This window comes from Methylovulum psychrotolerans, assembly GCF_002209385.1.
Taxonomy (GTDB): Bacteria; Pseudomonadota; Gammaproteobacteria; order Methylococcales; family Methylomonadaceae; genus Methylovulum; species Methylovulum psychrotolerans.
In genome coordinates this window covers 198346-224061 of the sequence record NZ_CP022129.1, presented here as the reverse complement: position 1 = coordinate 224061, position 25716 = coordinate 198346, and the positions used below count along the sequence as shown (strand labels likewise).

At 51.2% G+C, this 25716-nt stretch carries 17 protein-coding genes and 1 pseudogene; 9 read left to right on the top strand and 9 right to left on the bottom strand.

The window, feature by feature from the left end:
- Window positions 1-5: 5 nt before the first annotated feature.
- Window positions 6-890, bottom strand: coding sequence for a nitrogenase iron protein (nifH, locus tag CEK71_RS01050; protein WP_088617645.1), 885 nt, complete (start codon window positions 888-890; stop codon window positions 6-8).
- A 199-nt stretch (window positions 891-1089) separates the two neighbouring features.
- On the bottom strand, window positions 1090-1560 hold the full coding sequence (locus CEK71_RS01045; RefSeq protein ID WP_088617644.1) for an Lrp/AsnC family transcriptional regulator: 471 nt from the start codon (window positions 1558-1560) through the stop codon (window positions 1090-1092).
- A 182-nt stretch (window positions 1561-1742) separates the two neighbouring features.
- Between CEK71_RS01045 and leuA the strand changes: the two genes are divergently transcribed.
- The 3 genes from leuA to CEK71_RS01030 all read left to right on the top strand — a co-directional run bounded on the left by leuA (window position 1743) and on the right by CEK71_RS01030 (window position 4993).
- Entirely contained in the window at window positions 1743-3386 is a 1644-nt protein-coding gene (gene leuA / locus CEK71_RS01040) for a 2-isopropylmalate synthase (protein WP_088617643.1), read from the top strand.
- A gap of 9 nt (window positions 3387-3395) precedes the next feature.
- The gene (locus CEK71_RS01035) at window positions 3396-4145 is read left to right on the top strand and encodes a class I SAM-dependent methyltransferase (RefSeq protein ID WP_088617642.1); all 750 of its coding nucleotides are present in this window, start codon (window positions 3396-3398) and stop codon (window positions 4143-4145) included.
- 203 nt (window positions 4146-4348) lie between these two features.
- Window positions 4349-4993, top strand: coding sequence for an HD domain-containing protein (locus tag CEK71_RS01030; protein ID WP_088617641.1), 645 nt, complete (start codon window positions 4349-4351; stop codon window positions 4991-4993).
- Window positions 4994-5028: 35 nt separating this feature from the next.
- Here the strand turns inward: CEK71_RS01030 and CEK71_RS01025 are convergent, their stop codons facing one another.
- From CEK71_RS01025 to CEK71_RS01010, 4 genes are read right to left on the bottom strand one after another with little or no spacing between them, the layout of a single operon-like run.
- Window positions 5029-8124, bottom strand: a complete 3096-nt coding sequence (locus tag CEK71_RS01025) for a multidrug efflux RND transporter permease subunit (protein ID WP_088617640.1) — start codon at window positions 8122-8124, stop codon at window positions 5029-5031.
- 2 nt (window positions 8125-8126) lie between these two features.
- On the bottom strand, window positions 8127-11258 hold the full coding sequence (locus tag CEK71_RS01020) for an MdtB/MuxB family multidrug efflux RND transporter permease subunit (RefSeq protein WP_088617639.1): 3132 nt from the start codon (window positions 11256-11258) through the stop codon (window positions 8127-8129).
- Window positions 11255-12556 carry an MdtA/MuxA family multidrug efflux RND transporter periplasmic adaptor subunit gene (locus CEK71_RS01015; protein ID WP_157678907.1) on the bottom strand — a complete coding sequence of 434 codons (1302 nt, stop codon included), beginning with the start codon at window positions 12554-12556 and terminating at the stop codon, window positions 11255-11257. The genes CEK71_RS01020 and CEK71_RS01015 overlap by 4 nt, the downstream gene beginning before the upstream one ends.
- Before the next feature lie 51 nt (window positions 12557-12607).
- A complete protein-coding gene (locus CEK71_RS01010) occupies window positions 12608-14098 on the bottom strand; it encodes an efflux transporter outer membrane subunit (protein ID WP_088617638.1) in 1491 nt (496 codons plus the stop codon).
- 445 nt (window positions 14099-14543) lie between these two features.
- Between CEK71_RS01010 and CEK71_RS01005 the strand changes: the two genes are divergently transcribed.
- Both CEK71_RS01005 and CEK71_RS01000 read left to right on the top strand, forming a co-directional pair.
- Complete coding sequence (locus tag CEK71_RS01005; protein WP_088617637.1) at window positions 14544-15497, top strand: AraC family transcriptional regulator; 954 nt, start codon at window positions 14544-14546, stop codon at window positions 15495-15497.
- 72 nt (window positions 15498-15569) lie between these two features.
- Window positions 15570-15932 (top strand): annotated as a pseudogene (locus CEK71_RS01000) (transposase); the annotation flags it as partial.
- A gap of 127 nt (window positions 15933-16059) precedes the next feature.
- Here CEK71_RS01000 and CEK71_RS00995 read toward each other — a convergent pair.
- The 3 genes from CEK71_RS00995 to CEK71_RS22370 all read right to left on the bottom strand — a co-directional run bounded on the left by CEK71_RS00995 (window position 16060) and on the right by CEK71_RS22370 (window position 17850).
- The gene (locus CEK71_RS00995) at window positions 16060-16713 is read right to left on the bottom strand and encodes a TIGR02117 family protein (RefSeq protein WP_088617636.1); all 654 of its coding nucleotides are present in this window, start codon (window positions 16711-16713) and stop codon (window positions 16060-16062) included.
- Between the two features lie 130 nt (window positions 16714-16843).
- Window positions 16844-17632 (bottom strand): carbonic anhydrase, encoded by a 789-nt coding sequence (locus CEK71_RS00990; RefSeq protein WP_088617635.1) that lies wholly within the window; start codon window positions 17630-17632, stop codon window positions 16844-16846.
- Between the two features lie 17 nt (window positions 17633-17649).
- On the bottom strand, window positions 17650-17850 hold the full coding sequence (locus CEK71_RS22370) for a hypothetical protein (protein WP_157678905.1): 201 nt from the start codon (window positions 17848-17850) through the stop codon (window positions 17650-17652).
- 352 nt (window positions 17851-18202) lie between these two features.
- On the opposite strand from CEK71_RS22370, the gene CEK71_RS00985 reads away from it, so the two are divergent.
- From CEK71_RS00985 to CEK71_RS00970, 4 genes are all read left to right on the top strand, one after another.
- Window positions 18203-19678 carry a lipopolysaccharide biosynthesis protein gene (locus tag CEK71_RS00985; protein WP_088617634.1) on the top strand — a complete coding sequence of 492 codons (1476 nt, stop codon included), beginning with the start codon at window positions 18203-18205 and terminating at the stop codon, window positions 19676-19678.
- Between the two features lie 82 nt (window positions 19679-19760).
- Entirely contained in the window at window positions 19761-20813 is a 1053-nt protein-coding gene (locus CEK71_RS00980; protein WP_088617633.1) for an AI-2E family transporter, read from the top strand.
- A 503-nt stretch (window positions 20814-21316) separates the two neighbouring features.
- On the top strand, window positions 21317-24724 hold the full coding sequence (locus CEK71_RS00975; protein ID WP_088617632.1) for a beta strand repeat-containing protein: 3408 nt from the start codon (window positions 21317-21319) through the stop codon (window positions 24722-24724).
- Window positions 24725-25369: 645 nt separating this feature from the next.
- Window positions 25370-25711, top strand: coding sequence for a hypothetical protein (locus CEK71_RS00970; RefSeq protein ID WP_088617631.1), 342 nt, complete (start codon window positions 25370-25372; stop codon window positions 25709-25711).
- The last annotated feature ends 5 nt before the right edge of the window (window positions 25712-25716 follow it).

Genomic DNA, 25716 nt, shown 5'->3' with positions numbered 1-25716 from the left:
CGGTATTAAGCCACAGCTGCTTCAGCAGCGGCAGTTTTACCAATAATAGATTCGTCTTCTTGGTCGATAATGCCGAATTCCATCATCAGTTCTTCCAATTCGTCCATCGTGATGGGGGTTGGAATGATGAAGTTTCTGTTATCACGGATTTTAATGGCCAATTGGCGGTATTCATCCGCTTGTTTTGCATTTGGCTCATATTCGATAACAGTCATACGGCGGATTTCAGCGCGTTGGACAACGTTGTCGCGAGGTACAAAGTGGATCATAGTGGTGCCGATTTTGGCAGCCAGGGCAGAAATCAGTTCGTCTTCACGCGCAGTTTCACGCGAGTTACAGATCAGGCCGGCCAAACGCACACTGCCTGAGTTCGCATATTTCACGATACCTTTAGCAATGTTGTTGGCGGCATACATCGCCATCATTTCGCCTGAACAAACGATGTAAATTTCTTGCGCCTTGTTCTCACGGATTGGCATGGCAAAACCACCACACACAACATCCCCAAGTACATCATAAAAAACGAAGTCAAGCTCATCATCGTAAGCACCTTCTTCTTCCAGAAAGTTAATCGCAGTGATAACACCGCGGCCTGCACAGCCGACGCCTGGCTCAGGGCCGCCTGATTCGACGCATTTGATGCCGCCGTAGCCGACTTTCAACACGTCTTCCAATTCCAAGTCTTCAACACTGCCTGCTTCGGCGGCTAAGCTCATAATGGTAGTTTGCGCTTTAGCGTGCAGGATCAGACGGGTGGAGTCCGCTTTAGGGTCGCAGCCGACAATCATTACTTTGTTGCCCAGTTCTGCCAAAGCAGACACCAGGTTTTGAGTTGTGGTAGACTTACCGATTCCACCTTTACCGTATATTGCACATTGACGTAATGCCATGATCTTCTCCCGTGTAGGATGTTGTGGTTAATGACATTACAGATATAGCAACCGCTGTGCCAACATTAAAAATAATTTTAACTTATTGATTTAAATAAATTATTATTTTATTTTTACGGTAAAAGCTCCGTTATCTTTCAAACAATTGTCTGATGTGGCTATGTAGGCTTGCTCACAGTAGGGTTTTTTGTCGGTATTGTCATAAATGCCCCAAGGGTAATGCCGTAGTATCAACGGCCTTGCGCAGCACAAAACTCGACTGCACCCCGCTGACCCCTGGGATGCGGGTCAATTTGCCCAGCAAAAAAGCCTGATAATATTCCATATCCGGTACAATCACTTTTAATAGGTAATCCGCTGCCTGGCCGGTGATCAGATAACATTCCAGCACTTCCGGGTAATTGCGCACCTGTGCCTCGAATGCTTCAAAACGCTCCGGCGTGTGCAGATCCATACTCACTTGTATTAAAGCAATTAGCTTAAGTTGCAGCTTGGCTTGGTTTAATAATGTGACATGGCGGTCTATCAATCCTTCATCCTCCAATTGCTTGACCCGCCGCGAACAAGGCGACGGCGATAAGCCGATTTTATCCGCCAAATCCAAATTAGAAATCCGCGCATTTTTTTGCATTTCATCAAGAATGCGTCTGTCCATCATGTCCAATTTCATACCTTCACCTACTGTAATTGCCAACTATTTATACATAACGCAATATAAAAGCGTTTAATGTAAATTAATGGTGTATGTTTGCCAAAATAATGATCATCACGGTCATAATAACAATTATTCTCCCTCAGGTCTTATCTATACTATCGCTGTATTCAAACCTTTAACAGTGAGTGTAGATCATTATGAGCAAAGCCCAAATTTCCGCCTTTAATCACCATAAATATCGGTCTTTCCCGCCTGTGGATTTGCCGCAACGGCAATGGCCCAATCGGCAGATTCAGCAAGCCCCGCGCTGGTGTAGTGTCGATTTGCGTGATGGCAACCAAGCCTTAATTAATCCGCTGTCTATTGCCCAGAAATTGGATTTTTTCCGTTTGTTAGTTGCTGTCGGCTTTAAAGAAATCGAAATAGGCTTTCCGTCCGCTTCACAAACCGATTTTGATTTTGCCAGGTTGTTGATTGAGCAAAACTTAATTCCCGACGATGTCACTGTTTCGATATTAACCCCGGCCCGTCCGGCCTTGATTGAACGCAGCTTCGCCGCTTTACAAGGGGTTAGGCGGGCGTTAGTGCATTTGTACAATTCTACTTCCAAGCTCCAGCGCGAACGGGTTTTTAACCTGGATAAAGCCAGTATCACCGCCTTAGCGGTGACCGGCGCCGAAGCCATTCGCGCCTGCGCTTTGGCGCAACCGGAAACGGCGTGGCGGTTTGAATATTCACCGGAAAGCTTTAATGCCACCGAGCTGGACTACGCCTTAGAGATTTGCCAAGCCGTGTGCCGCGTCTGGCAACCCAGCACCAAGTGCCCTATCATCATTAACTTGCCCGCGACGGTGGAAATGGCCACACCGAATGTTTATGCCGACCAGATCGAATGGTTCAGCCGCCATATCCAGCCCCGCGAAGCGGTTATATTGAGTATCCATCCCCATAATGACCGGGGCTGTGCGGTGGCTGCTGCCGAATTGGCGATGTTGGCGGGGGCGCAACGGGTAGAAGGCACGTTGTTGGGTAATGGCGAGCGCACCGGAAACTTGGATATTGCCGTGATGGCGATGAACCTCTACAGCCAAGGTATCGACCCGGAATTGGACTTTTCCGATATGACCAACATAGCCCGGCAAGTTAGCCAGTTTAACCAAATCGCCGTGCATCCGCGCCATCCATATATCGGTGATTTGGTGTTCACGGCGTTTTCTGGTAGCCATCAGGATGCGATTAAAAAATGTTTGGCGGCTTCCCAACCCGAAGAAGCTTGGCAAGTCGCGTATTTGCCGATAGATCCCAACGATGTCGGGCGCAATTATCAGGAGGTGATCAGGGTCAATAGCCAATCGGGTAAGGCGGGCTCTACCTATTTGATCGAACAGGCCTTGGGCTTGCACTTGCCGCGCTGGTTACAAGTGGATTTTAGCCAAATAGTCCAGCAAGAGTCGGAGCGGCAAGGTTGTGAAATCAGTGCCCAAGCACTGGTGGCCTTATTCCGTCGCCGTTATTTGGAGCCTGCCGCTTATCGCTTGGTGAGCTTTGAAGTGGCATCGCCCTATCAAGTATCGGCACAACTGCATTCGGCAGCGGGTGAGGTGCATCTCACTGGCCAAGGTAACGGCGTGTTGGCGGCGTTTACTAATGCCTTAAGCCGCCATTTGGGTAAGGCCATAGAGATTAGCGATTACCACGAACACGCCTTGGCGCAAGGCAGCGACGCACAAGCGGCCTGTTATATCCGCCTGCACTGCGCTGGCGTTACCCAAATCGGCATGGCCTGTCATAACGACATCGTCAGTGCCTCGTTAGCCGCCGTTTTAAACAGTTTTAACTAAGGAGATAATATGACCCAACCCCAATGGAACGCCGACGACTATATCACCCATGCGGCTTTCGTCGCCGAAGCGGCTGGCGGTGTAGTCGGGTTACTGAATCCGCAAGCGCAAGACAAAATACTGGATATTGGCTGCGGTGACGGTGCATTGACCGCACAACTGCAACAGTATGGCTGCACGGTCGTCGGTATTGATGCCAGCCCTAATATGATCGCGCGTGCCCGACAACGTGGCTTGACCGCGTTCGTCCAAGACGCTTGTGCCTTAAGCTACCAACAAGAATTTACCGCCGTGTTCAGTAATGCCGTCTTACATTGGATACATGAATCGGATAAAGTTTTGCAAGGCATATACCGCGCCTTAATGCCCGGCGGACGATTTGCCGCCGAATTCGGTGGTGCGGGTGACATTGCCGCTTTAGTCTGGGCAATGGAAGATGTTTTTAAACGCCACCCAGACTGGGGTGGCTTTATTAACCCGTGGTACTTCCCGCATCCTGATGAGTATCGGCACAAACTGGAACAGGCGGGCTTTCAGGTTAAAACTATCCAGCTAATCCCAAGACCCACGCCTTTAAACAGCGGCATCCGCAAATGGCTGGAAATTTTCGCCGACGGCATTACCCGTCAATTAAACGCCGCGCAAAAAGCCGTGTTTTTGGACGAAATGACCGCTTGCTTACGCCCGCACTTGTATTGCCAAGACCAAGGTTGGGTTGCCGATTATGTGCGCTTGCGGGTGTTGGCGGTTAAGCCTTAGGAAAGGGGCATAACATGGATAAAGATTGATTGTAACGGATTATGGGAGAGGGAAAGCAAAAAACTTAAAATAAAATCAATAAGAAATTCTCCCATAATCTGCGACAATCTGTATTTATGTTATGCATTTTTTTCGGGTTTCCCTGTAATGGTCTCCCTTCAACGCTTAATACTATTCTTTCATCAAACGATAATTCGAGTTTTATGCAACTGTCTTTGCTTCAACAACTGTGGAATGTTGCTTGGCATGAAATTAGCCATAAACCTGGGCCACAGCAAGGGTTTAGCTATTTAATAGCGCTGTATTCCGAAAAACATCGGAAATATCACACTATCCAGCACCTATACGAATGCTTGCTTCAAGCGGAACAGGCAAAGCATTTGGCGGCTCATTACGGTGAAATCATAATAGCCTTATGGTTTCATGACGCAATTTACGACACGCATAAATTGGACAATGAGGAGCAAAGCGCAAATCTCGCCAAGCATTACCTTGAAGCTCAGTTAGTGCCTCAAGAAAACATCCAGCGAATTTATGATCTGATCCTGACAACAAAACATAGCTGCACGACTAAAACCACCGATGAAGCACTACTTGTCGATATTGACCTGAGCATTTTAGGTGCTGCCCCGTCAAGGTTTTATGAATACGAAAAGCAAATTCGGGAGGAATACTGCTTTGTGCCTGAAAAAATATTTAACGGGAAACGGGTAGAAATCCTACAACGCTTTTTAGACCAACAAAGAATTTACCGGACAGACTACTTTTTTGGCTCACATGAAAAGCAAGCAAGAATTAACCTTAGCTATGCCATTGAACGCATCAACGCAGGCAAAGACGCTAACTGACTGTTGCGCTTACCGACCACATCCTATAGATAAATTCAGCCATTGCGCTTAAATGTCCGTTGCCCCCAAACACTCAGCCTATCCATATACAGATATACGACGGGAGTGGTGTATAGGGTCAGCAACTGGCTGACCAATAAGCCGCCGACGATGGAAATGCCTAAGGGCTGGCGTAACTCAGCACCGTAACCTGAGCCAAAAGCCAACGGCAATGCGCCGAGCATGGCGGCTAGGGTGGTCATCATGATGGGGCGGAAGCGTTGCAAACAGGCGCTGAAAATGGCTTCTTCCGCACTGATGCCTTGTTCCCTTTCAGCGTGTAGGGCGAAATCGATCATCATAATGGCATTCTTTTTAACGATGCCGATTAACAAAATCACCCCAATCAGGGCGATGATGCTGAATTCGGTGTCACAGGCCATTAATGCCAAGAGCGCCCCGACACCTGCCGAGGGCAGGGTGGAGAGGATGGTCAAAGGATGCACATAGCTTTCGTACAGCACGCCCAAGACAATATAAATGCTCAGCAATGCCGCCAAAATCAACCAAGGCTGGTTGCGTAGGGATTCTTGAAAGGCTTTGGCGGAACCTTGAAAACCGCCATGCACCGATGAAGGTACGCCGATGTCCTGCATCGTCCGGTCAATGATCCGGGTGGCATCCGACAATGATATACCCGGTTTAAGGTTAAAAGAAATGGTCGAAGCGGCAAATTGGCTTTGGTGGTTGACGGTCAAAGGCGCGTTGCTGGGCTTAAATTCGGCGATGGCCGATAACGGCACTTGGCTGACCGTGGTTTTTTGCCGGGTAGGTGTAGAGCCGACATAGAGCTGTTTTAAGGTCTGCGGGTCACGCCAATAGTCGGGCGCGAGTTCCATCACGACATGGTATTGGTTGAGCGGCTGGTAGATGACCGACACTTGGCGCTGGCCGAAGGCGTTGTTTAAGGTAGCATCGACAGCGGCTTGGCTTATGCCGTAACGCGAAGCCTTGTCACGGTCAACCACTAAAGACAGTTGCTGACCCCGGTCTTGCTGGTCGGTATTAACATCAGCCAGTTCCTGAGAGGCCGCCAGCGCAGTGACCAGTTTGGGTGTCCATTCCCGCAGTTCGCTTAAATGTTCCGATTGCAAGGTGTATTCATACATGGCCGACGACATGCGGCCACCGATGCGCAGGTCTTGGACGGGTTGCAAAAATAAGCGGGCACCCGGTTCCACCGACAGTTCTTTGCGCAGGCGTTTGCTGATGTCGCCAATTGGCTCGCGTTGGCCGGGTGGTTTCAGTACCGTAAACATGCGCCCGGAATTGGTGTTTTGTGCGCCGCCCGCAAAGCCGACGACATTGACGACAGCGGGGTCTTTTGCCAATATCTCGGCGAAATCATGTAGCTTGGTTTTCATGGCCTGGAAAGAAATGCCCTGATCCGCTTGGATGCTGCCGCTGAGCCTGCCGCTATCCTGTATCGGAAAAAAGCCTTTCGGCACAATGCTGTATAAATACACGTTTAAAGCAATACAGGTGAACAGCATCACGACCATCAACGGGGCATGGCGTAAAGCCCAGCGCAGGCTACGCTGATAGCCATTGTGTACGTTCTGGAAAAAATGTTCCAACAAACGCGCTAAACGCCCAGGTTGCTGTTGGGGATCGGCCGCTTTTAACCAGCGGGCGCACAGCATGGGGGTGACGGTTAACGACACCAGCAACGATACCATGACCGAGGCGGATAAGGTCACGGCAAATTCCCGAAACAGCCGCCCGACGATACCGCCCATTAACAGGATGGGTAGGAAAACGGCAATTAAGGACAGGCTCATCGCCAAGACCGTAAAGCTGACCCCTTGGGCACCGATAAGGGCGGCTTTAAAAGGTGACAGGCCTTTTTCGATGTGGCGGCTACTATTTTCCAACACTACAATCGCGTCATCGACCACAAACCCGGTCGCGACCGTCAGCGCCATCAGGGATAGATTATCCAGGCTATAGTCGCACAAATACATGATGGTACAAGAGCCTATCAGGGAGACAGGCACGGCGATGATGGGAATTAAGGCCGAGCGCAGGTTGCGCAGGAACAGCAGCACCACCAAAATCACCAAGACAATAGCAATGACTAGGCTGCGCTCAACTTCATGTACCGAAGCGCTGATGGTGACGGAACGGTCGATGACTATCGACAAATTCATGGCGGCAGGAATCATGGCTTGTAGTTGCGGCATCATAGCCTTGACGCTGCCTACCGTTTCGATGACATTGGCGCCGGGTTGTTTGCTAAGGATTAACAGTACCGCCGGCTGGCCGTCTTTTAGGCCTTCATTGCGCAAATCCTCCACCGAGTCCACCACCGTGCCCAAATCGGCTATCCGTATTGGCGTATTGTTACGGTAAGAGACGATCATCGGCAAATAGTCTTTTGCTTGTGCCGCCTGATCGTTGGCGTGGATTTGCCAGTGGCGGTCGCCGCTTTCCAATATACCTTTCGGGCGGTTGACATTGCTGCTGGTGATGGCGGTGCGGACATCGTCAAGGCCGACACCGTATTTGGCAAGGGCACCCGGATTCAGTTCAACGCGCACAGCGGGTAAGGAACCGCCGCCTACCGACACTTGACCTATGCCCGGCAGTTGGGAGATTTTTTGCGCGAGTGTGGTACTTGCCGCATCGTACATTTGCCCACGGCTTAAGGTGGTCGAGGTCAAGGCCATAATCAAGATAGGCGAATCGGCAGGATTGACCTTGCGGTAGTTGGGGCGGTTGGGCAGGTTGGTGGGCAATAGGCTGCTGGCGGCATTGATGGCGGCTTGCACATCACGCGCCGCGCCATTAATATCGCGGCTTAAATCAAATTGCAAAGTGATGGAAGTGGCCCCTAGCGAACTGGCCGAGGTCATTTCGGTGATCCCGGCAATCCGACCTAAGGCACGCTCTAGCGGTGTCGCTATCGTGGCGGCCATTGTTTGTGGGCTGGCGCCCGGTAGGGAAGCCCCCACAGTAATGGTCGGAAAATCTACTTGCGGCAGCGGCGCGATGGGTAATTGCAAAAATGCGACAAAGCCTGCCAAGGCAATGGCGATGGTCAGCAGCGTGGTGGCGACAGGGCGGCGGATGAAGAGCGCGGACGGGTTCACGGTTAGGCTTCGCTGTTGTCAATCATGCTGTTATGCGGCAAGCCGCCGCGTAGCCGACGGGCCAGGCCATCCATAGCGAGGTAAATCACGGGAGTCGTGTACAAAGTCAGTAACTGGCTGAATAACAGGCCGCCCACCATGGTTATCCCTAAAGGATGGCGCAACTCCGAACCGACACCCGTACCCAGCATCAACGGTAACGCACCCAGTAAAGCGGCCATGGTGGTCATTAAAATAGGCCGTAAGCGCAACAAACAGGCCTGATAAATGGCTTCTTCGGGCGGCAGACCTTGTTTGCGTTCGGCTTCCAAGGCAAAGTCTATCATCATGATGGCGTTCTTTTTGACGATGCCGATCAGGAGGATAATGCCGATGACCGCAATGATGCCCAAGTCGTTGCCGCTGCCCAGTAAGGCCAATAAAGCCCCCACCCCGGCGGACGGTAGCGTCGACAGGATGGTCAAGGGATGGATATAGCTTTCATACAATATCCCCAGCACAATATAAACCGTGATGATGGCCGCGACAATGAGCCATAAGGTATTACCTAGCGAGGCATTAAATGCCAACGCCGCGCCTTGGTAGTCGGTTTGGATGCTCAGCGGCATAGCCAAATCTTTTTTAATGTCCTCAATGGCCGCAATCGCATCCCCTAAGGCCGCGCCCGGCATCAGGTTGAAGGAAATGGTGGTGGACGGGAACTGATCGAGGTGATTAATGGCCAAGGGGGTCAGCCGTTCCGATACCTGGGAGAATTCCGACAGTAAAATCTGGTTGCCGTTGGTGGAAGGTATCCGCAATCTGGCCAAGTCTTCCAGGCCATGCTGGGTGGCCGGGTCGGCTTCCAGCACCACCCTATATTGGTTAGATTGGGTGAAGATAGTGGATATTAGCCGTTGCCCATAAGCATTATATAAAGCGTTGTCAATGGCGGCGGTGCTGACCCCTAAGCGGCTGGCGGTGCTGCGGTCGATAGTGATGTAGGCTTGTAGCCCTTGGTTTTGCACATCACTGGCGACATCGGCCATTTGTGGGACGTTGCGCATCCGCGTGACTAAGCGTTGACTCCAAAGCTCCAGGTCTTTTAAGTTGACCGCCTGCACGGTGAATTGGAATTGGGTGCGGCTAATATGGTTTTCCAGCGTCAAATCCTGCACAGGTTGCAGATACAGCGTAATGCCCGCAACCGTTGCCAGATTATCGCGTAAGCGCTGGATAATGCCCTCGGCGGTCGCCGCACGCTGGTTTTGGGGTTTTAAATTGATTAAAAACCGCCCGCTGTTCAGGGTGGGGTTGCTGCCGTCCACGCCGATAAACGATGACAGGCTCTCTACGTCCGGGTCGTTTAAAATTCCTTTGGCTAAAGCCGTTTGCCGTTCGGCCATGGCGGCGAAGGAAATGCTCGGCGGCGCTTCGGAAATGCCTTGAATCAGCCCCGTATCTTGGATAGGGAAAAAGCCTTTAGGGATGGAAATATAGAGTATAACCGTCATGACCATAGTGGCCAATGCCGCCAGCAAAACCAAGCTCTGGTGGCGGAACACCCAATGCAGGCTACGTCCGTAAGTGGCGGTGACACGGCTAAAAATAGCGTCGGGGCGGGCAGTTTCTGGCTGTTTCGCACCGAGTGGGCGCAACATTTTTGCACACATCATGGGGGTCAGGGTCAGCGACACGACAGCAGAAATTAGAATGGCCACGGCCAAGGTAATCGCAAACTCACGGAACAGCCGTCCGACCACATCCCCCATGAACAGCAAAGGGATTAAGACCGCCACCAACGAAAAGGTCAAGGAAATGATGGTAAAGCCGATTTGCTCAGAACCTTTCAGCGCGGCTTGGAGCGGCGGGTCACCCCGTTCGATGTAGCGGGAAATGTTTTCGATCACCACGATGGCATCATCAACAACGAAACCGCTGGCGATGGTCAGTGCCATCAGGGTCAAGTTGTTAATGCTGAACCCAGCCAGATACATCACGGCGAACGTGCCGATCAGCGATAACGGCACGGCAATGCCGGGTATCAGCGTTGCGGGCACATTCCGCAAAAATACGAAAATCACCATAATGACCAAAGCCACCGCCAACATCAGCTCGAACAGCACATCATGGACGGAGGCGCGGATAGTCACCGTCCGGTCAGTCAAAGGCAACACATCAACCGCCGCTGGCAGGGTCGAGGTCAAATGCGGCAACTGTTGCTTAATCCGGTCAACCACGTCGATGACGTTGGCGCCGGGTTGGCGTTGGATATTAACGATCACCGCTGCCGTGTTGTTGGCCCAAGCCGCCAGCTTGACGTTTTCGGCGGAATCCACCGCGACGGCGACGGCGGATAGCCGCACCGGCGCATTGTTGCGGTAAGCGACGATAAGGTCACGGTATTCGGCGGCGGAGCGGAGTTGGTCGTTATTGTCGATAATGGCCGACCGCAACGGGCCATCAAGCATACCTTTAGGCTGGTTGATGTTGGCGCTGGCAATGGCGGTGCGTAAGTCATCCAGGCTCATCCCGTAAGCGGCCAAAGCCTTATCATTGGCTTGGATACGCACCGCCGGGCGTTGTCCGCCACTGATGCTTACCATGCCGACCCCGGGTATCTGGGCAATTTTCTGCGCCAGACGGGTATCGACCATGTCCTCAACCTTGGCTAAGGGCAAGCTGGATGAACTGACCGCTAAGGTCAGGATAGGGGTGTCCGCCGGATTGACCTTATTGTAAATCGGCGGCATAGGCAAATCGGTGGGCAAAAAGCTGTTGGCGGCGTTAATGGCGGCCTGCACGGTTTGCTCGGCAATATCCAAGTCCAATTTCAGATTGAATTGCAGGGTAATCATGGACGCGCCGCCCGAACTGCTGGAGGACATTTGTTTTAGCCCCGGCATTTGCCCAAATTGGCGTTCCAGCGGTGCGGTGATGACCGAGGTGATGACTTCCGGACTGGCGCCCGGATAAAGGGTGGTGACTTGGATGGTCGGGTAGTCAACCTGCGGCAGTGCCGAAATGGGCAATAATCGGTACGCTAAAATCCCGACCAGCAGCAAAGCCAGCATCAGCAATGAGGTGGCGACAGGCCTGAGGATGAAAAGACGCGAGGGGTTAAAACCACCTGCTGGCGTTTGGGAATAGCTCATGGGCGGGCAGGGTGTCGGCCAGTAGGAGGCTGGGGTGAAGATGGCTGGGGTTCTGGCGCTAGGGTTTGGTTGTCGCGCTTGACCACGTTAACGGCACTGCCAGCGCGGAGCTTGTCGGTACCGTCAACCACCAGTTGCTCATTGACGGCCACGCCGTCAAGAATGGCGACGGTTTCGTTTTCGGACGGGCCGGTTTTGACGGCTCTGACCTCAACACTGCCATCGTCTTTAGCCACATAAACAAAAGCGCCGTCAGCACCGCGCTGGACAGCGACGCTGGGAACCAGCACTGCCGCCTGTAAGGTGTCCAGGCGCATTTTAATGTTGACAAACTGATTGGCGAACAGCTTGCCCTCCATATTATCAAATTGGGCTTTGAGTTTGAGCGTGCCGGTGCTGGTGTCTATTTGGTTATCCACGGCCAAAACCTTACCGCTGGCGAGCTTGGTATGTCCGGCCCGGTCAAAGGCTTCGGCATTAAGGCCATCACCCGCTTGCCAGCGCTTCATGAGCGACGGCACCGCATCTTCGGGTAGCGTGAATACCACCGAAATGGGTTGGGTCTGGGTGATGACCACTATCCCCGCCGTGTCGCTGGCGTGGACAATATTGCCTTGGTCAACCAAGCGCAAGCCGATGCGTCCGCTTATCGGTGCGGTAATCCGTGCATAGGTGAGTTGCAACTTGGCGTTGTCAACTTGCGCCTGATCCATTTCTACAGTGCCTTGGTATTGGGTGACCAGAGCCGCTTGGGTCGCGGTTTGTTGACCGGAAATAGAGTCTTGTGCCTGCAAGGTTTGGTAACGGCTTAAATCGAGTTGGGCATTTTTCAGTAAGGCCTGGTCGCGTATGAGCTGGCCTTCCGCTTGCTTCAATTGCACTTGAAAAGGTCTGGGGTCAATTTCTGCCAGCAAATCGCCTTGCCGGACTAATTGCCCTTCAGTAAACGCCACGCGCATCAATTCGCCATCGACCCGCGAGTGGACGGTCACAGTGCGTAGGGCGGTCGCTGTACCCAAGCCATTTAGATAAATGGGCATATCCCCTTGACGGGCCGTAGCGACACTGATACTAATCGGGGCATTTTCCGACCAGTCGCCTTTGGTCTCGCTATTATCGCCGCCTTTAGCAAAATTCCCCTTAGCGTGTTTTTGGTCGGTAGGATTATCATTAGCGGCTGGCCGGAAAAAATACACGGCGGCAGCTACAACCATCATAATAATGGCCAGCCAAAGCAGGATGAGCCGCCAAGGTGTGGTTTTGGGGGGGTTGGGTTGAGCGGGTGTATCTTTATTCATGGATAAGCGGATATAAGTTAGCCGGATCAGGTAATCGGTTATAGGGTAGGGTCATTTGCCTTGATCTATCAGCGGGATGCTCAAATAATCTGTCCATTTAATGTCCTTGCCCATATCTTTAGAGGATGGCACCTTGCTGTTATCCCAGCCACCGCCTAGGGCAGTCACCAATTGTACGGCAGCGGTCAGACGCGCACCCTGTAGCTGCACTGCCGTTATCCTATTTGACAAAGCCACCGTCTGTGCCGTCATGACATTCAGATAATTGACGGTTCCGGCCTTGTATTGGTTTAGGGTAAGCTCCAACGCTTGATTAGCGGCGGCCACGGCTTTGTTTTGCACTTGCGACTCTTCTTCCAAAATCCGTACAGCGGCCAAATTATCTTCGACTTGTTGGAAAGCGGTTAACACCGTTTGCCGATAAGCGGCGGCATTGGCATCATACTGGTCAATAGCTTGTTTATACTGGGCATTTTTAGCACCGCCGTCAAAAATGCTCAACGCTACGGCGGCAGGGCCTAAAGCCCAATAACGGCGAGCCGAGTCTAATAGGGTGTTTAACAAGGTAGATTGATAACCCGTGGTAGCCCCCAAATTCAAGGTCGGGAAATAAGCCGCTTTAGCCACACCTATCTGGGCGTTGCTGGCGGCCATTTTACGTTCGGCAGTGGCAATGTCTGGTCGCCGTTCCAGCAATTCTGAAGGCAGTTGCAGTGGTACTGATGGCGGTGACACAGCAAGCGGTTCGGCTGGCATGGCCACTTCTGCGGGGGCTTTGCCTATCAGGACGGCAATGGCGTGTTCGTATTGCGCCCGTTGTACGCCGAGGTTAATGGCTTGCGCCCTGACCGACTCGGTTTGTGCTTCGGCTTGCACCACATCGCTTTTGGCGGCAACCCCCACAGCATAGCGGTTTTTGGTGATGGTTAAAATTTTGTTATAGGCATCAGCGGTGCCATCCAGTAAGGCCTTTTGTCCGTCCAGCATTTTCAACTGATAGTAATCCACCGCCAATGTCGCTTGCAGGGATAGCCGCAGAGCCTGCATCGTCGCGGCACTGGCTTGGGCAGTATCGGTATTGGCCTCGATTTGGCGGCGGACACTGCCCCACAAATCCGGTTGCCAAGACATGGACAAAGCTAGACCAAATAAGTTGCGCACACCGGGTACGGCGACACTTTGGCCGCTAGCGGCCAAGAAGCGGTTAAACGTGCCGCTGGCCGAGGCCACCGGAAATAACGCCGACTGCGCCGTCAGCACCAAGTGTTCGGCTTGGCGGTATTGGGCTTCTGCTTGGGCTAAGGAAAAATTGCCTGTGGCGACCTGTTCTTCCAGACTATTCAACCTAGGGTCGTTAAACATTTCCCACCACTTCCCCTTCAAAACATGATCTTTAGGTTGGGCCTGCTTCCAACCTTTAAGTTCTTTAAATTCGGCGGGTACGGTCAGTTTTTGGCGGACATAATCCGACCCCATCATGCAGCCGCTAAGCTGAATCGTAAGCAAGGTATAAATCAAAAGGGGGGTAATCCGACAACGCATGTAAATCTCAGCAAAACGTCAGCGGATTTATACGCCGGACGGTGCAATTAAAAAACGACCATTAAAAGCCCAATGGAAACAATCCAGATAAGGAGAGGATATGGACGGCCATAGTTCCAGATTTTTTACTGTCTGGAATTCAGTTAAGATGGCATGGGTATCCGGTAATGTCACGAATGTTTGGAAAAATTATTTTTTAGCCAACGCTTCTGTGCAAGCATTTAGTTATGTGTTCTGTTTTGTTGACAAAACAGACATTAATAGCCGATTTATACATCGGATATGCTATAGATGCAAGCATCAACACTTCTCAGTTCTGTGTATCTCAAAACAAGGTAGTTTATTTAGTGTCCAGAAAGACCTCTAGTGGCGGAAATGGGATTGGACTATTCACATTTACAAGCTTCCGGCTTTGCCAGAGGTGTTTTAACTTCGATAATGTCTTATGAATACAGAATATAAAAAGCGCATAGAACGGGTGATTAAATATATTGAAGATAATCTCAATAAAAAATTATCACTCAATGAGGTATCCCAAATAAGTCATTTTTCAGATTTTCACTTCCATCGTATTTTTAAAGGTGTGGTAGGAGAGACCGTTAATGACTACATCGTTAGGAGACGGCTTGAACATGCAATCAATATTCTAATATTCAAACCTGAAATGAGCATTACTGATGTGGCTTTGGGGAATGGTTTTTCTTCGAGCGCTAATTTTGCAAAAACAGTAAAAATCTATTTTGGTTTTAGTCCATCAGAAATAAGAAATCCAGAGACAGTCAAAGATAGCAAGATTGGAAAAATTTTTAGCAAGTATGGAAAAGATTTCAATCCTAGAGATTTGTATCCTAATCAAGTGGCGAAGCAAACTTCTTTAGGAGATAAAATGATAAAAGTAGAGATAAAAGAATTGGAAAAACGCCTTGTATGTACTTTGGCTTCAGCATCTGGCTATAGGCCTGACTCCATATTTGAGGCATGGGATAAATTAAACCAATGGGCAATTGCTAACGCTATAAAAACCAATGAGCAAGAACGTTTTGCCTTTTGTTATCATAATCCAACCGTTACACCGATAGATAAATGCCGTTATATAGCGTCGGTCGTTATTGGTGACAGCATTCAGGTTAATCCTCCATTCACATTATCTAAAATACCCAAAGGTAAATACGCTGTACTCTATTTCAAAGGTAGTCCAGAAAACACAATTAACGCTCAATTAGGCATATATTCCGATTGGCTTCCAGGTAGTGGTTTTGAACCCGATGAATTTCCAATGTTAGAACATTACTTAAACGACGTAAGAAATGATGGTTACGTTGAAATGGAGATTTTTGTTAAAGTAAATATCCCCCAGCAAAGCTGGGGGCTTTATGGTGTGAACCGCTCAAAGCGGTAAAACAGGTCGCTAACGCGGCCTGTCAATAATGGCCACCTTAGGGGTGGCGGCTCAACTCCAAAGGCTCAAGGCGCAAAGGGCAGGACAAATGCGATAGGGGCGCTCATCAAAGGGGCGTTACTGACGGTTGCATTGTTCCCTTGCAACATCAACGCCGACGTTTTTTATGCGTGGGCCGCACAGGACTTGGTGCCAAAACTCCCCGCCGGCAGCATCGTGGTGATGGACAACGCCGCCTTCCACAAGCGGGAAGACATTAAAAGCCGTATCGAGAAAGCAGGGCATACCCTTGAGTTTTTGCCCCCATACTCACCAGACCTTAACCCTATCGAACACAAATGGGCACAGCTTAAATCCATCCGCAACCAAGCACGATGTTCCGTTGACGACCTCTTCACTGGGGCGGTTACAGGACATCTTTTTATATCGGATTAGCTATATTGTAACCTGGCCGTCAATGCGTAACTTCTACCAAGCTTATTAACGGCTTCTCCTACCTTTTTGGCAAAAGACCCTGAAACAATATAGAGCCAATAAAGATAAGGTAATTGGATTTTTGATATTACGGCGCGATTTGGGGGCAAGTTTGTCTACCGCCGCGCACCTGCGCCATGACGCTGCCAGCGGTTAATTTGAACGTGGGGGATAGTTCTAGCTCTGCTTGTTGCAGGCCTTTCGCCGTCCATTTATTGCAGGTGTTGAAGAGATGGTAAGTGCCCACGCCTTCGTAAAACTGGCTGTCGCCATAAATGCCCTGTTTGAGCGGCAGTACCTGCCCTTGTGGATCTTTAGCGAAACTGGCGGCGATAAAGCCAAGCAGTGCCGTGTAATTGCGCTCACTGAGGCAAAGGCTGGCCAGTTCGCTACTGGCAAAATAGCGGCGGACATTGCGCGGTACGGCGACGATGTGGAGAATGGAACCGGATGACCAAAACATCGCCCTTAAGGTCAGTCCAGTGGTGATTTCTTGGGCTTGGTAAAAGCCTTTGTCACCCCAGCCAATTTCTAAGAACAGGGTATCGGTAAAGCGGGTTTTTAGGGCAGGGATACGCGCTTGGAGAGCGTCGGCGGGGATGACAAAGCCGGTATGCCAACCGTGGCTAACGACGTAGACGGTCGTGCTGCTTTGGGCTTGGTCGGCTAATGGAGCGGGTGTGTAGGGCTGTGCGGCACAAGCGGTTATTAAGTGTAGTGCGGCTAGAAAGAATAGCTTCATGGGCTGGTTTGGTCACTAGCTTGGTTGTGGCATAAGTATAGCAATTGCCTGCTTAAGTTAGGCGGTATTGGTAATATCCTGAACCGCCTAAAAGGCGGATGCCGCCAGTTGCCGACATCCGCCTAAGCGCTTAAGGTAAAATGTCCACTATGCGGCCATTTAATGCTTGGGGTAGTCTGGCGTTATTGATATACAGGGCTTCAAATTCGGCAATTTGGGCACTGGACACGGTAATGGGGGCGCGGGCGACCGACCAATCGACACCTTCAGTACACGGCGGTGTGGTTAATGAACCGGCATAGGAGTAAAACTTTCTGCTGGGCGATAACAGCCCGTTGGGATCTAAAGTGACTCCAACGGGGGTGTTGGTGTTGCCTGCAATGCTTGGTGCATTATCCAAGATTTTTTGGAATTCTGGGTTTTCCGCGCCCGCTTTGATCATGACACCCAGTACGGCCAGCTTGCCGCTAGGTGTGGCGTGGACAAAATGCAGTTCCAGCGGAAAAGTCTTACCGTTCAGGGTATGCTCGCTGGGGGCGTGGAAGTGGAATTGCAGCAACTGATAATTTTCTTTGCCGATGAACAAGGCGTTCGGGTTAGCGGTTATCGGCATGTTTACCTTGATGGTATGGCCGTTATTGCTGACCGAAAGCGGTACTGATGCGTACAGCGGATTTAGGTGGTTTAAGGAAGCCTTGGCGGCGGGTACGCTGATGTCGACAGGCGATTGCTTTTGGCCTAAGCCGCATTCGGCAAAAGGATACAAGGCCGGAATGGGGGCAGTGGGGTCGGTGTTTTCTAATGCGCCCCAGTCGGCTTGTTCGTCATAGGTCCAATGCGGGTCGGCGGCATGGCTGGCGGCGGCAGTGGCGATCATGCCGATGAATGCGGCATATTGCAGACGTTTGATAATAGTCATGTTGTGTACCCCTTCTGTTAGCAAGTGTGTTCGCGGCAGTAGTCCGCAATACTGGGTTTTGGGGCGCTGGGGGTGTTAGTGCCGTCTGTTTTGGCTTTGCCAGCGTCAGGTGTCGGGGTGCTGGTGGGGGCTGGTGCTGGTGTGACCGGAGTCTCGGCTGCGGCTACATAAGTTGACAATGTGCATAAAATAATGCCTATCAAGATGCTTGTTTTCATAATCTCTTCTTCTCCTAATGGATGTTGTACTTCAGGCCAAGCGGTATAAAGCGACATATCTCGCTCTTGTGCCGTTGTCTTAACCTTGCGGGTGGTTTTGTGCAATATCGGCAAACGCTGTGGATAGGTTTGCGTTGTGCACAGTGCGGATTATAGGTGTTGGTTTACTGGCAAGGTAGTGAATACCTCACTATTTTAAAAATAAATTTGCAATTTTTATCGCTAAAGGTAGGTAGAATACAGTTTTTGGTTGTATCACCAGAAAAGTAGCTGAAAGTAGCGGTTACGGCCACCCCGTAATGCGTCAACTCCTATATAATCGCGCCTCCCTTTTTGCAATCACATCCTCGCTATGGGCATCTTAAAAAAACTCGCCTCGCAAACTGCCATCTACGGGCTTAGCAGTATTTTCGCCCGATTTTTAAATTATCTGCTGGTACCGCTGCTGACTTATTCGTTTTCGGCGCAAGAGTATGGGGTGGTGTCGGAGTTTTATGCCTATTCGGGGTTTTTGTCGGTGTTGTTGCTGGGCGGTTTTGAGACGGGCTATTTCCGCTTCCGCGATAAGGCGAACCCACGCCATGACACGGCGTATTCAACGGCGTTATGGTTTGTCCTGTTGGTCAACGGACTGTTTTTTCTGGGCGTGTTTTTTGCCGACCAGACCGCAGCGACTGCACTGAATTACGCTAGCCATCCTGAGTATGTGTTGTGGTTCGGGTTGATTTTGGCCTTGGATGCGTTGGCGGCGTTGCCGTTTGCCCGGCTCCGTGCCGAAGAGCGGGCGTTTAGGTTTGCGTTTATCAAGCTGCTGGAAATTGCCGTAACGGTGGGTTTGACGGTGTTTTTTATTGTCTACTGCCCCAAGCTGTACGCACATAACCCGCCGCCTTGGCTGGTCTATGTGTACAGCCCGCATATCGGTCTGGGTTATGTGTTTATCGCTAATTTGCTGGCCAGTGCCTGTAAGGCGTTATTGCTGCTGCCGCAATTGGCGGGGTTGGTGTGGGGGTTTGACCGCCGTTTGTTTGCGCGGATGTGGCGGTATTCCGCGCCGATGATGGTGATCGGCTTCGCGGGCATTATTAACGAAATGCTCGACCGCGCCTTGTTAAAATATTTATTGCCCTACGATTACGCCACTAATATGCAGATGCTGGGCGTGTACAGTGCCTGTTACAAGCTGTCTGTCCTGATGTCGCTGTTTATCCAAGCGTTCCGCTATGCCGCCGAACCGTTCTTTTTTGCCTATGCCGACAAAAATGATGCGCGTGATGTGTATGCCAAAGTGCTGAAGTTTTTTGTCATTTTTTGTGTGGCGATTTTTCTGCTGGTGACGCTGTATTTAGATTTTTTCCAATATTTTATGGGTGCGGAATTCCGCACGGGCTTAGGGGTGGTGCCTATTTTATTGTTGGCGAATTTATTTTTAGGCATTTATGTCAATCTGTCGATTTGGTACAAACTGACTGACCGCACCTTAATGGGCGCGTGGGTATCTATAAGCGGGGCGGCATTGACTATCGGCCTGAATGTCTGGTGGATTCCCTTATTCGGTTATATGGGGTCGGCATGGGCGACTTTGGCCTGTTATGCCAGTATGGCAGCGGTGTCTTATCTGTTGGGGCGGCGGTTTTATCCGGTCGCTTATCCATTGGTGCGGATTTTGGGCTATATCCTGTTAGGTATCGGCCTATCGGTTACCCAAGCTTATTTGCAGTCGTATTGGGCTTGGCCGAGCTGGCTATTGGCTTCGGCGTTAATGGGCGAATATTTGTTGGTGGTGGCGTTATTGGAGCAATCTCCGCTGCGCCGGGGCAAACGCTAGCCGCCACTTTCTGTAGACAGTGTGTTTTCGGTGGGGCTTCGGTGTTAGAATGCCGCACCGTTTTCATCATCCTGTATCTGTCATGACCGATTCACTGCAAACACGGGCGCGTTTAACTGCCGTCGCTATCCTTTTATTATTAGGGGGCTGGGTTGTCCAAGGCTTTCTGCCTTTATTGGGGTGGGCGGTGGTGCTGGCCATCAGCACTTGGCCGATTTACCGCCGCTTACTGCTCAGTAAAGAACGCCATGGCAGTATCACTTGGGGGGCGGTAGGCCTGACCTTGCTGATTGGGGCGATGATTCTGGTGCCGCTCAGTTATGCCTTGGTTAAACTGTTCGCGGAAACGAATGCGCTGGGGCAATGGTTGTTGGTGGTGCAAAAGACTGGCATTCCGCCGCCTGATTGGTTGATAAAATTGCCTATGATGAGCGAGTCGGCGCAAGAATTTTGGCAAAAATCCTTGGGTAGCCGGGAGGCGGCCAATAGTACCTTGCACTGGCTGAGCACTAGCGGGGCGTTGGGCTATACCAAAAATTTCGCCGGTCACCTGATACAACGCTTGATGAGTTTTTTTGTCATTTTGTTGGTGTTGCTGTTTGTCTACCAGCATGGTGATACCCTAAGCCGCCAAGTCTTAGCCAGTGGCCGGCGGATTTTTGGTGATGTTGGCGAGCGTTATCTGCGCCACGCCGCCGCCGCCGTGCGCGGTACGGTCAACGGCATGATGCTGATCGGTATCGCCAAAGGTATTTTGATGGGGGTGGGCTATCATTTTGCGGGGTTGGGACATCCGGCGATGTTGGGGGCTTTGACTGGCATTTTTGCCATGATCCCGTTTGCCGCCAAGCTGATTTTTGGCGCGTGTTCTTTGGTGTTGGCGGCAGAAAGCCATTTCACCGCCGCCATTGCCCTGTTCAGTTACGGCATGGTGCTGACCTTAATTGCCGATAATTATGTGCGTCCGGTGCTGATCGGCAATGCGGTCAAACTGCCGTTTATCTGGACGTTGCTGGGGATTTTTGGCGGTATGGAAGCATGGGGCTTGTTGGGGTTGTTTTTAGGCCCCACGCTGATGGCGGTTTTGATGTCGGTGTGGCGCGATTGGCTTGAGGATTTGGAAAAGGTGGAATAAGTTAACGGTAACTGCTTGCCTTTACTATGCTATAAAAAAGCCCGTATTGTGTTTTGAGGTCTTTTTTAAAATACACGAAAATACGATGGCCATTAATAAACCTTTCATTCCGGCATACCTTCAGGGGCATAAAGGAATTGCCGGAATGACGGATATTTTAAGGGCGTTAAAACATTTAATGCCTTATTTGGCTATGTCCTCAAAACACAATATGAGCATTACTATCAATTAGATAGGTTTGTCGTGGCCGATCCTGTCAGGTTACGCTAGTGCTTTTATGCCCTGTAAGTAAATCCGACCTGCGGCTCCTGCTGATTGTCCCATTTGCCACGCCCATATCCTGCCTCATTTTCAACAGAAACTCAACACTAAATCAGCATAACATAAACACCTAAAATGTTTAAGTTGAACTAAAAATCCTATGGATATTGAATAATACTTGGTATAAGCTCTAGGTTTTTGTAAGCAGGTTTTTCTGGCAATCCAACCTAAGGTGGCACACAATGGCAACGTATAATGGCGACAATAACGACAATTTTTATGACGGCACGGCGCAGGATGATTTTATCTACGGCTATGGCGGCAATGACTCGTTGTGGGGCAATGATGGTAACGACACTATCAATGGCGGCACGGGCGATGACACCTTAGGGGGCATGGGTGGCAATGACACCTACCTGATTGCCAAAAACGATGGCATGGACGATATTTATGATAATGGTGGCGTGGATGTGGTCAAATTCACCGATTTAGCCTCCACCGGCATCACCCAGGTCAGCCGAGTGGCGGGCTTGGATTTGCAGCTAAATTATGGCGGCAACAGCCAACTGTACTTCTGGAATTATTTTGATTCGGCGGACTACCACATCGAACAGTTCCAGTTCAGTGACGGGGTGGTGTGGGGTTGGGCGGACATCAAGGCGCACATCAGCCTGGCCGGCACCAACGGCAATGACTCTCTCAATGGTTATGACGACAGCGACGACCACCTAAGCGGTTTGGCGGGCAATGACTGGCTGTTTGGCTATGCTGGCAACGACACCCTCAATGGCGGCACGGGCAATGACTACCTGGAAGGCGGGCAGGGCAACGACACCTATCTGTTCGCTAAAAATGATGGTGCGGATACGCTGTATGATGAAGGCGGCGCCGATGTGGTCAAGTTCACCGATGTCACCGCCAGCGGCATCACCCAGGTTAGCCGCATCACTTACAACAGCACCGCCAGTTTGCAACTGAACTATAGCGGCGGCCAACTGACCATCCAAGGTTATTTTGACTCGGCGGACAACCGTATCGAGCAATTCCAATTCAGTGACGGCACGGTCTGGGGCTGGACGGAGATTAAAGCCAAAGTTTTGCAAGGCACGGCGGGCAATGACTGGCTGTACGGTTATGACGACAGCGACGACACCCTGAACGGCTTGGCAGGCAATGACTACCTGTCTGGCGGTCAGGGTAACGACACCCTCAATGGCGGCTCCGGCAATGATACCCTGTATGGCGGGCTGGGCAACGACACTTATCTGTTCGCCAAAAATGATGGCGCGGACACGCTGTATGATGAAGGCGGTGCCGATGTGGTCAAGTTCACCGATGTGGCGGCCAGCGGTGTCACCCAAGTCAGTCGTACCAACTATAACGGCAATGATTTGCTGCTCTCATATAGCGGCAGCCAGCTGACCGTGTACAGTTACTTTGCCTCGGCGAACACCCGCATCGAGCAGATCCAGTTCAGCGACGGCACGGTGTGGGGCTGGACGGACATCACGGCGAAATTTTTGCACGCGACCTCCGGCAATGACACTTTATATGGCTTTGACGGCGGCGATGACACCCTGAACGGTCTGGCCGGCAATGACACCCTGTATGGCTATGGCGGCAATGACACCCTCAATGGCGGCACGGGCAATGACTATCTGAATGGCGGGTCGGGCAATGACACTTATTTGTTCGCCAAAAACGATGGGGTAGACACGCTTTATGATGAATCCGGCACCGACACCGTCAAGTTCACCAACCTGCTGGCCACCGACATCAGTGTCAGCCGGATTGATTATAACGGCTACTACCCTGGCAACACTTTGTTATTGACCTACAGCGGTGGCCAATTGACCGTCGAATATTATTTTTATTCAACCAACAACCGCATCGGGCAGTTCCAGTTCAGCGACGGCACGGTGTGGGGCTGGGCGGACATCAAGACGCACATCAGCCTGACCGGCACTAGCGGCGATGACCAACTGTACGGCTATGACGACAGCAACGACACCCTTAACGGTTTGGCGGGCAATGACACCCTCTATGGCTATGTCGGCAATGACACCCTCAATGGCGGCACGGGCAATGACACTCTGATCGGCGGGTCGGGCAATGACACTTATTTGTTCGCCAAAAACGACGGGGCGGACACGCTTTATGATGAATCCGGCACCGACACCATCAAGTTTACCAACCTGCTGGCCACCGACATCAGCCAAGTCAGCCGTATCGGTTACGATGGCAGCGGTTTGTTGCTGGCGTATAGCGGCGGCCAATTGACCGTCCACAACTGCTTTAGCTCAACTGCCGCCCTTATCGAGCAATTCCAGTTCAGTGACGGCACCGTGTGGAGTTGGGCGGACATCAAGGCCAAAGCCTTGCAAGGCACAGCGGGCAACGACACCTTATATGGTTATAACGACAGCAACGACACGCTGAATGGTTTGGCAGGCAATGACATCCTCTATGGCTATGCCGGCGATGACAGCCTCAATGGCGGTACGGGCAACGATGTCTTGGTCGGTGGTACCGGCAATGACAGCTATTGGCTGGACAGTGCCGCCGATAAGGTCTTGGAATACGGCGGTGATGGGATAGACAGCGTCTACAGCTCGGTGGGTTGGCGGTTATCGGCCAATGTCGAAAACCTGACCTTATTGGCGGGCGCGGCGTTTGCGGTCGGCAATGGTTTGGACAATACCCTGACCGGCAATGCCGCCAATAATATCCTGCAAGGCGGTGACGGCAACGACAGCCTTAACGGTGGTGACGGCAACGATAACCTGCGCGGCGATGGCGGCAACGACATCCTTAACGGCGGCAATGGCGTGGACATCGCTAACTATGAGAACGCCAGTGCTGGTGTGGCCGTCAACCTCAGCCTGACCACGGCGCAAAACACCCTAGGTGCCGGCACCGACACCCTTAGCAACATCGAAATCGTCAACGGCAGTGCCTATAACGACACCCTGACGGGGAGCACCGCCAACAATGTCCTTGATGGCGGCGCGGGCAACGACAGCCTCAACGGCGGCGACGGCGACGATAGTCTGCGCGGCGATGCGGGCAATGACAGCATCAACGGCGGCAATGGCGTGGACACCGTCCACTACGCGACCGCCACTGCCGGGGTGGTGGTCAACCTAGGATTGACCGGAGCGCAGAACACTGGCGGCGCCGGCATCGACACCCTGAGCAATATCGAAAACCTCAACGGCAGCGCCTACAACGATACCCTGACGGGAAGCGCCGCCAACAACAGCTTATGGGGCGGGACGGGCAATGACGTGCTTAACGGCGGCCTAGGCAACGATGTCCTAGCGGGGGGCTTAGGCCAAGACCGCTTTGTCTTTAGCTCTGCCTTAGGCCTAGGCAACACCGACACCGTCACTGACTTTACGGTCGCCGATGACACCATCCAACTGGCGCACGGCATCTTCACCGCCTTAGACACTGGCACATTGGCCGCCGACCAGTTCAAAATTTTCGGCGCTGGCGCGGTCGAAGACAGTAACGACCACATCCTCTATAACAGCACCTCTGGTGGCCTGTTTTACGATAGCGATGGCAGCGGCAAGGCGGCGGTGGTGCTGGTCGCCCTGCTCGGTAAGGGGCTGGCGATGACTTCGGCAGATTTTTTAGTAGTTTAAAGGCAAGCTGCCATAACCGTGTGCCTCGCTGTTTGCAATGTAAAGGGGCATAAGTGTCTACGCAACTTTTATTAGTCATTGTAAAACTAATGGTTAGTGCATTTGATAAAAGTGATGATTTTATCAAAATTAAAGGGTTGCAAAATTTGTGTAGATACTTATGGTAAAAGAGGGCAAATTTTAAAATCAGTTTAGGCTATATGAGTTTTGAGGACGTTTACTGTGAAGAAATGCAGCGACCATAAATAGCCCCGTCATTATGGCAATCCATACCGAATTGCCGCCGATATTGTGTTTCGGGCGGCACGTGTTTTTATTGTCAATCTGTTGGCAAGAGGCAGCGATGATCTTTTAATGCTTGTGGCAATCGTATGGCGCAACACGTTCATGTTGGGCAACAAAATCAACAAAATACCCGATTTATACGCACCCCATCATCCGGTACAATCAGCTTATATCTGGTTTTAATTTCCATCTGGCGGCTTCAGCCCGCACAAATGTGCAGGTAGCCCGTGTTTTAGTCAGCGGATTTTCAACCCGCCAGCTTTAGCTGATGGGTGTTGAGTTAAGCTTGGCGGTTGATAGGGAAGGCCAAAGCCACCCAAACAGGTAACCGCTGAGGAGATTCATTATCAGAGAGCTTTTATGTTACAGACGATTATCAACGCAGTAAATGATCGGGAAATGCTGTCTTTGGCATACGGTAGCCTTATCCATACCGTAGAGCCTCATGCTGTTGGGGTATCGGTTGCGACAGGTACGCCTGTGTTGTGGTGTTTCCAACTCCATGCCGAACCGCTTGCCGCCACTCAGGGCGGTATGCCTAAGGCTATGGCGGTCAATTATATTGGCCAAGGCTATGAATGGGATGTGTTTGAAGTGGCGCAAATATCCAGGCTACATGCTTTGGGCAAGTATTTTGTCAATGAACGGCATGGCTATATGCGCAATAATAAGCACATGAGTGCCATTCTTGCCCAGCTTTGACCCTC

What these genes read in the sequence shown, in the direction of transcription:
- CEK71_RS01045 (WP_088617644.1), bottom strand. Translation starts at nt 1,560, where the DNA reads ATGAAATTGGACATGATGGACAGACGCATTCTTGATGAAATGCAAAAA.
- CEK71_RS22370 (WP_157678905.1), bottom strand. Translation starts at nt 17,850, where the DNA reads ATGAAAACAAGCATCTTGATAGGCATTATTTTATGCACATTGTCAACT.
- CEK71_RS00990 (WP_088617635.1), bottom strand. Translation starts at nt 17,632, where the DNA reads ATGACTATTATCAAACGTCTGCAATATGCCGCATTCATCGGCATGATC.
- CEK71_RS01035 (WP_088617642.1), top strand. Translation starts at nt 3,396, where the DNA reads ATGACCCAACCCCAATGGAACGCCGACGACTATATCACCCATGCGGCT.
- CEK71_RS00995 (WP_088617636.1), bottom strand. Translation starts at nt 16,713, where the DNA reads ATGAAGCTATTCTTTCTAGCCGCACTACACTTAATAACCGCTTGTGCC.
- CEK71_RS00985 (WP_088617634.1), top strand. Translation starts at nt 18,203, where the DNA reads ATGGGCATCTTAAAAAAACTCGCCTCGCAAACTGCCATCTACGGGCTT.
- CEK71_RS00970 (WP_088617631.1), top strand. Translation starts at nt 25,370, where the DNA reads ATGTTACAGACGATTATCAACGCAGTAAATGATCGGGAAATGCTGTCT.
- CEK71_RS00980 (WP_088617633.1), top strand. Translation starts at nt 19,761, where the DNA reads ATGACCGATTCACTGCAAACACGGGCGCGTTTAACTGCCGTCGCTATC.
- CEK71_RS01015 (WP_157678907.1), bottom strand. Translation starts at nt 12,556, where the DNA reads ATGAATAAAGATACACCCGCTCAACCCAACCCCCCCAAAACCACACCT.
- CEK71_RS01005 (WP_088617637.1), top strand. Translation starts at nt 14,544, where the DNA reads ATGAATACAGAATATAAAAAGCGCATAGAACGGGTGATTAAATATATT.
- CEK71_RS01030 (WP_088617641.1), top strand. Translation starts at nt 4,349, where the DNA reads ATGCAACTGTCTTTGCTTCAACAACTGTGGAATGTTGCTTGGCATGAA.
- CEK71_RS01020 (WP_088617639.1), bottom strand. Translation starts at nt 11,258, where the DNA reads ATGAGCTATTCCCAAACGCCAGCAGGTGGTTTTAACCCCTCGCGTCTT.
- nifH (WP_088617645.1), bottom strand. Translation starts at nt 890, where the DNA reads ATGGCATTACGTCAATGTGCAATATACGGTAAAGGTGGAATCGGTAAG.
- leuA (WP_088617643.1), top strand. Translation starts at nt 1,743, where the DNA reads ATGAGCAAAGCCCAAATTTCCGCCTTTAATCACCATAAATATCGGTCT.
- CEK71_RS01010 (WP_088617638.1), bottom strand. Translation starts at nt 14,098, where the DNA reads ATGCGTTGTCGGATTACCCCCCTTTTGATTTATACCTTGCTTACGATT.
- CEK71_RS00975 (WP_088617632.1), top strand. Translation starts at nt 21,317, where the DNA reads ATGGCAACGTATAATGGCGACAATAACGACAATTTTTATGACGGCACG.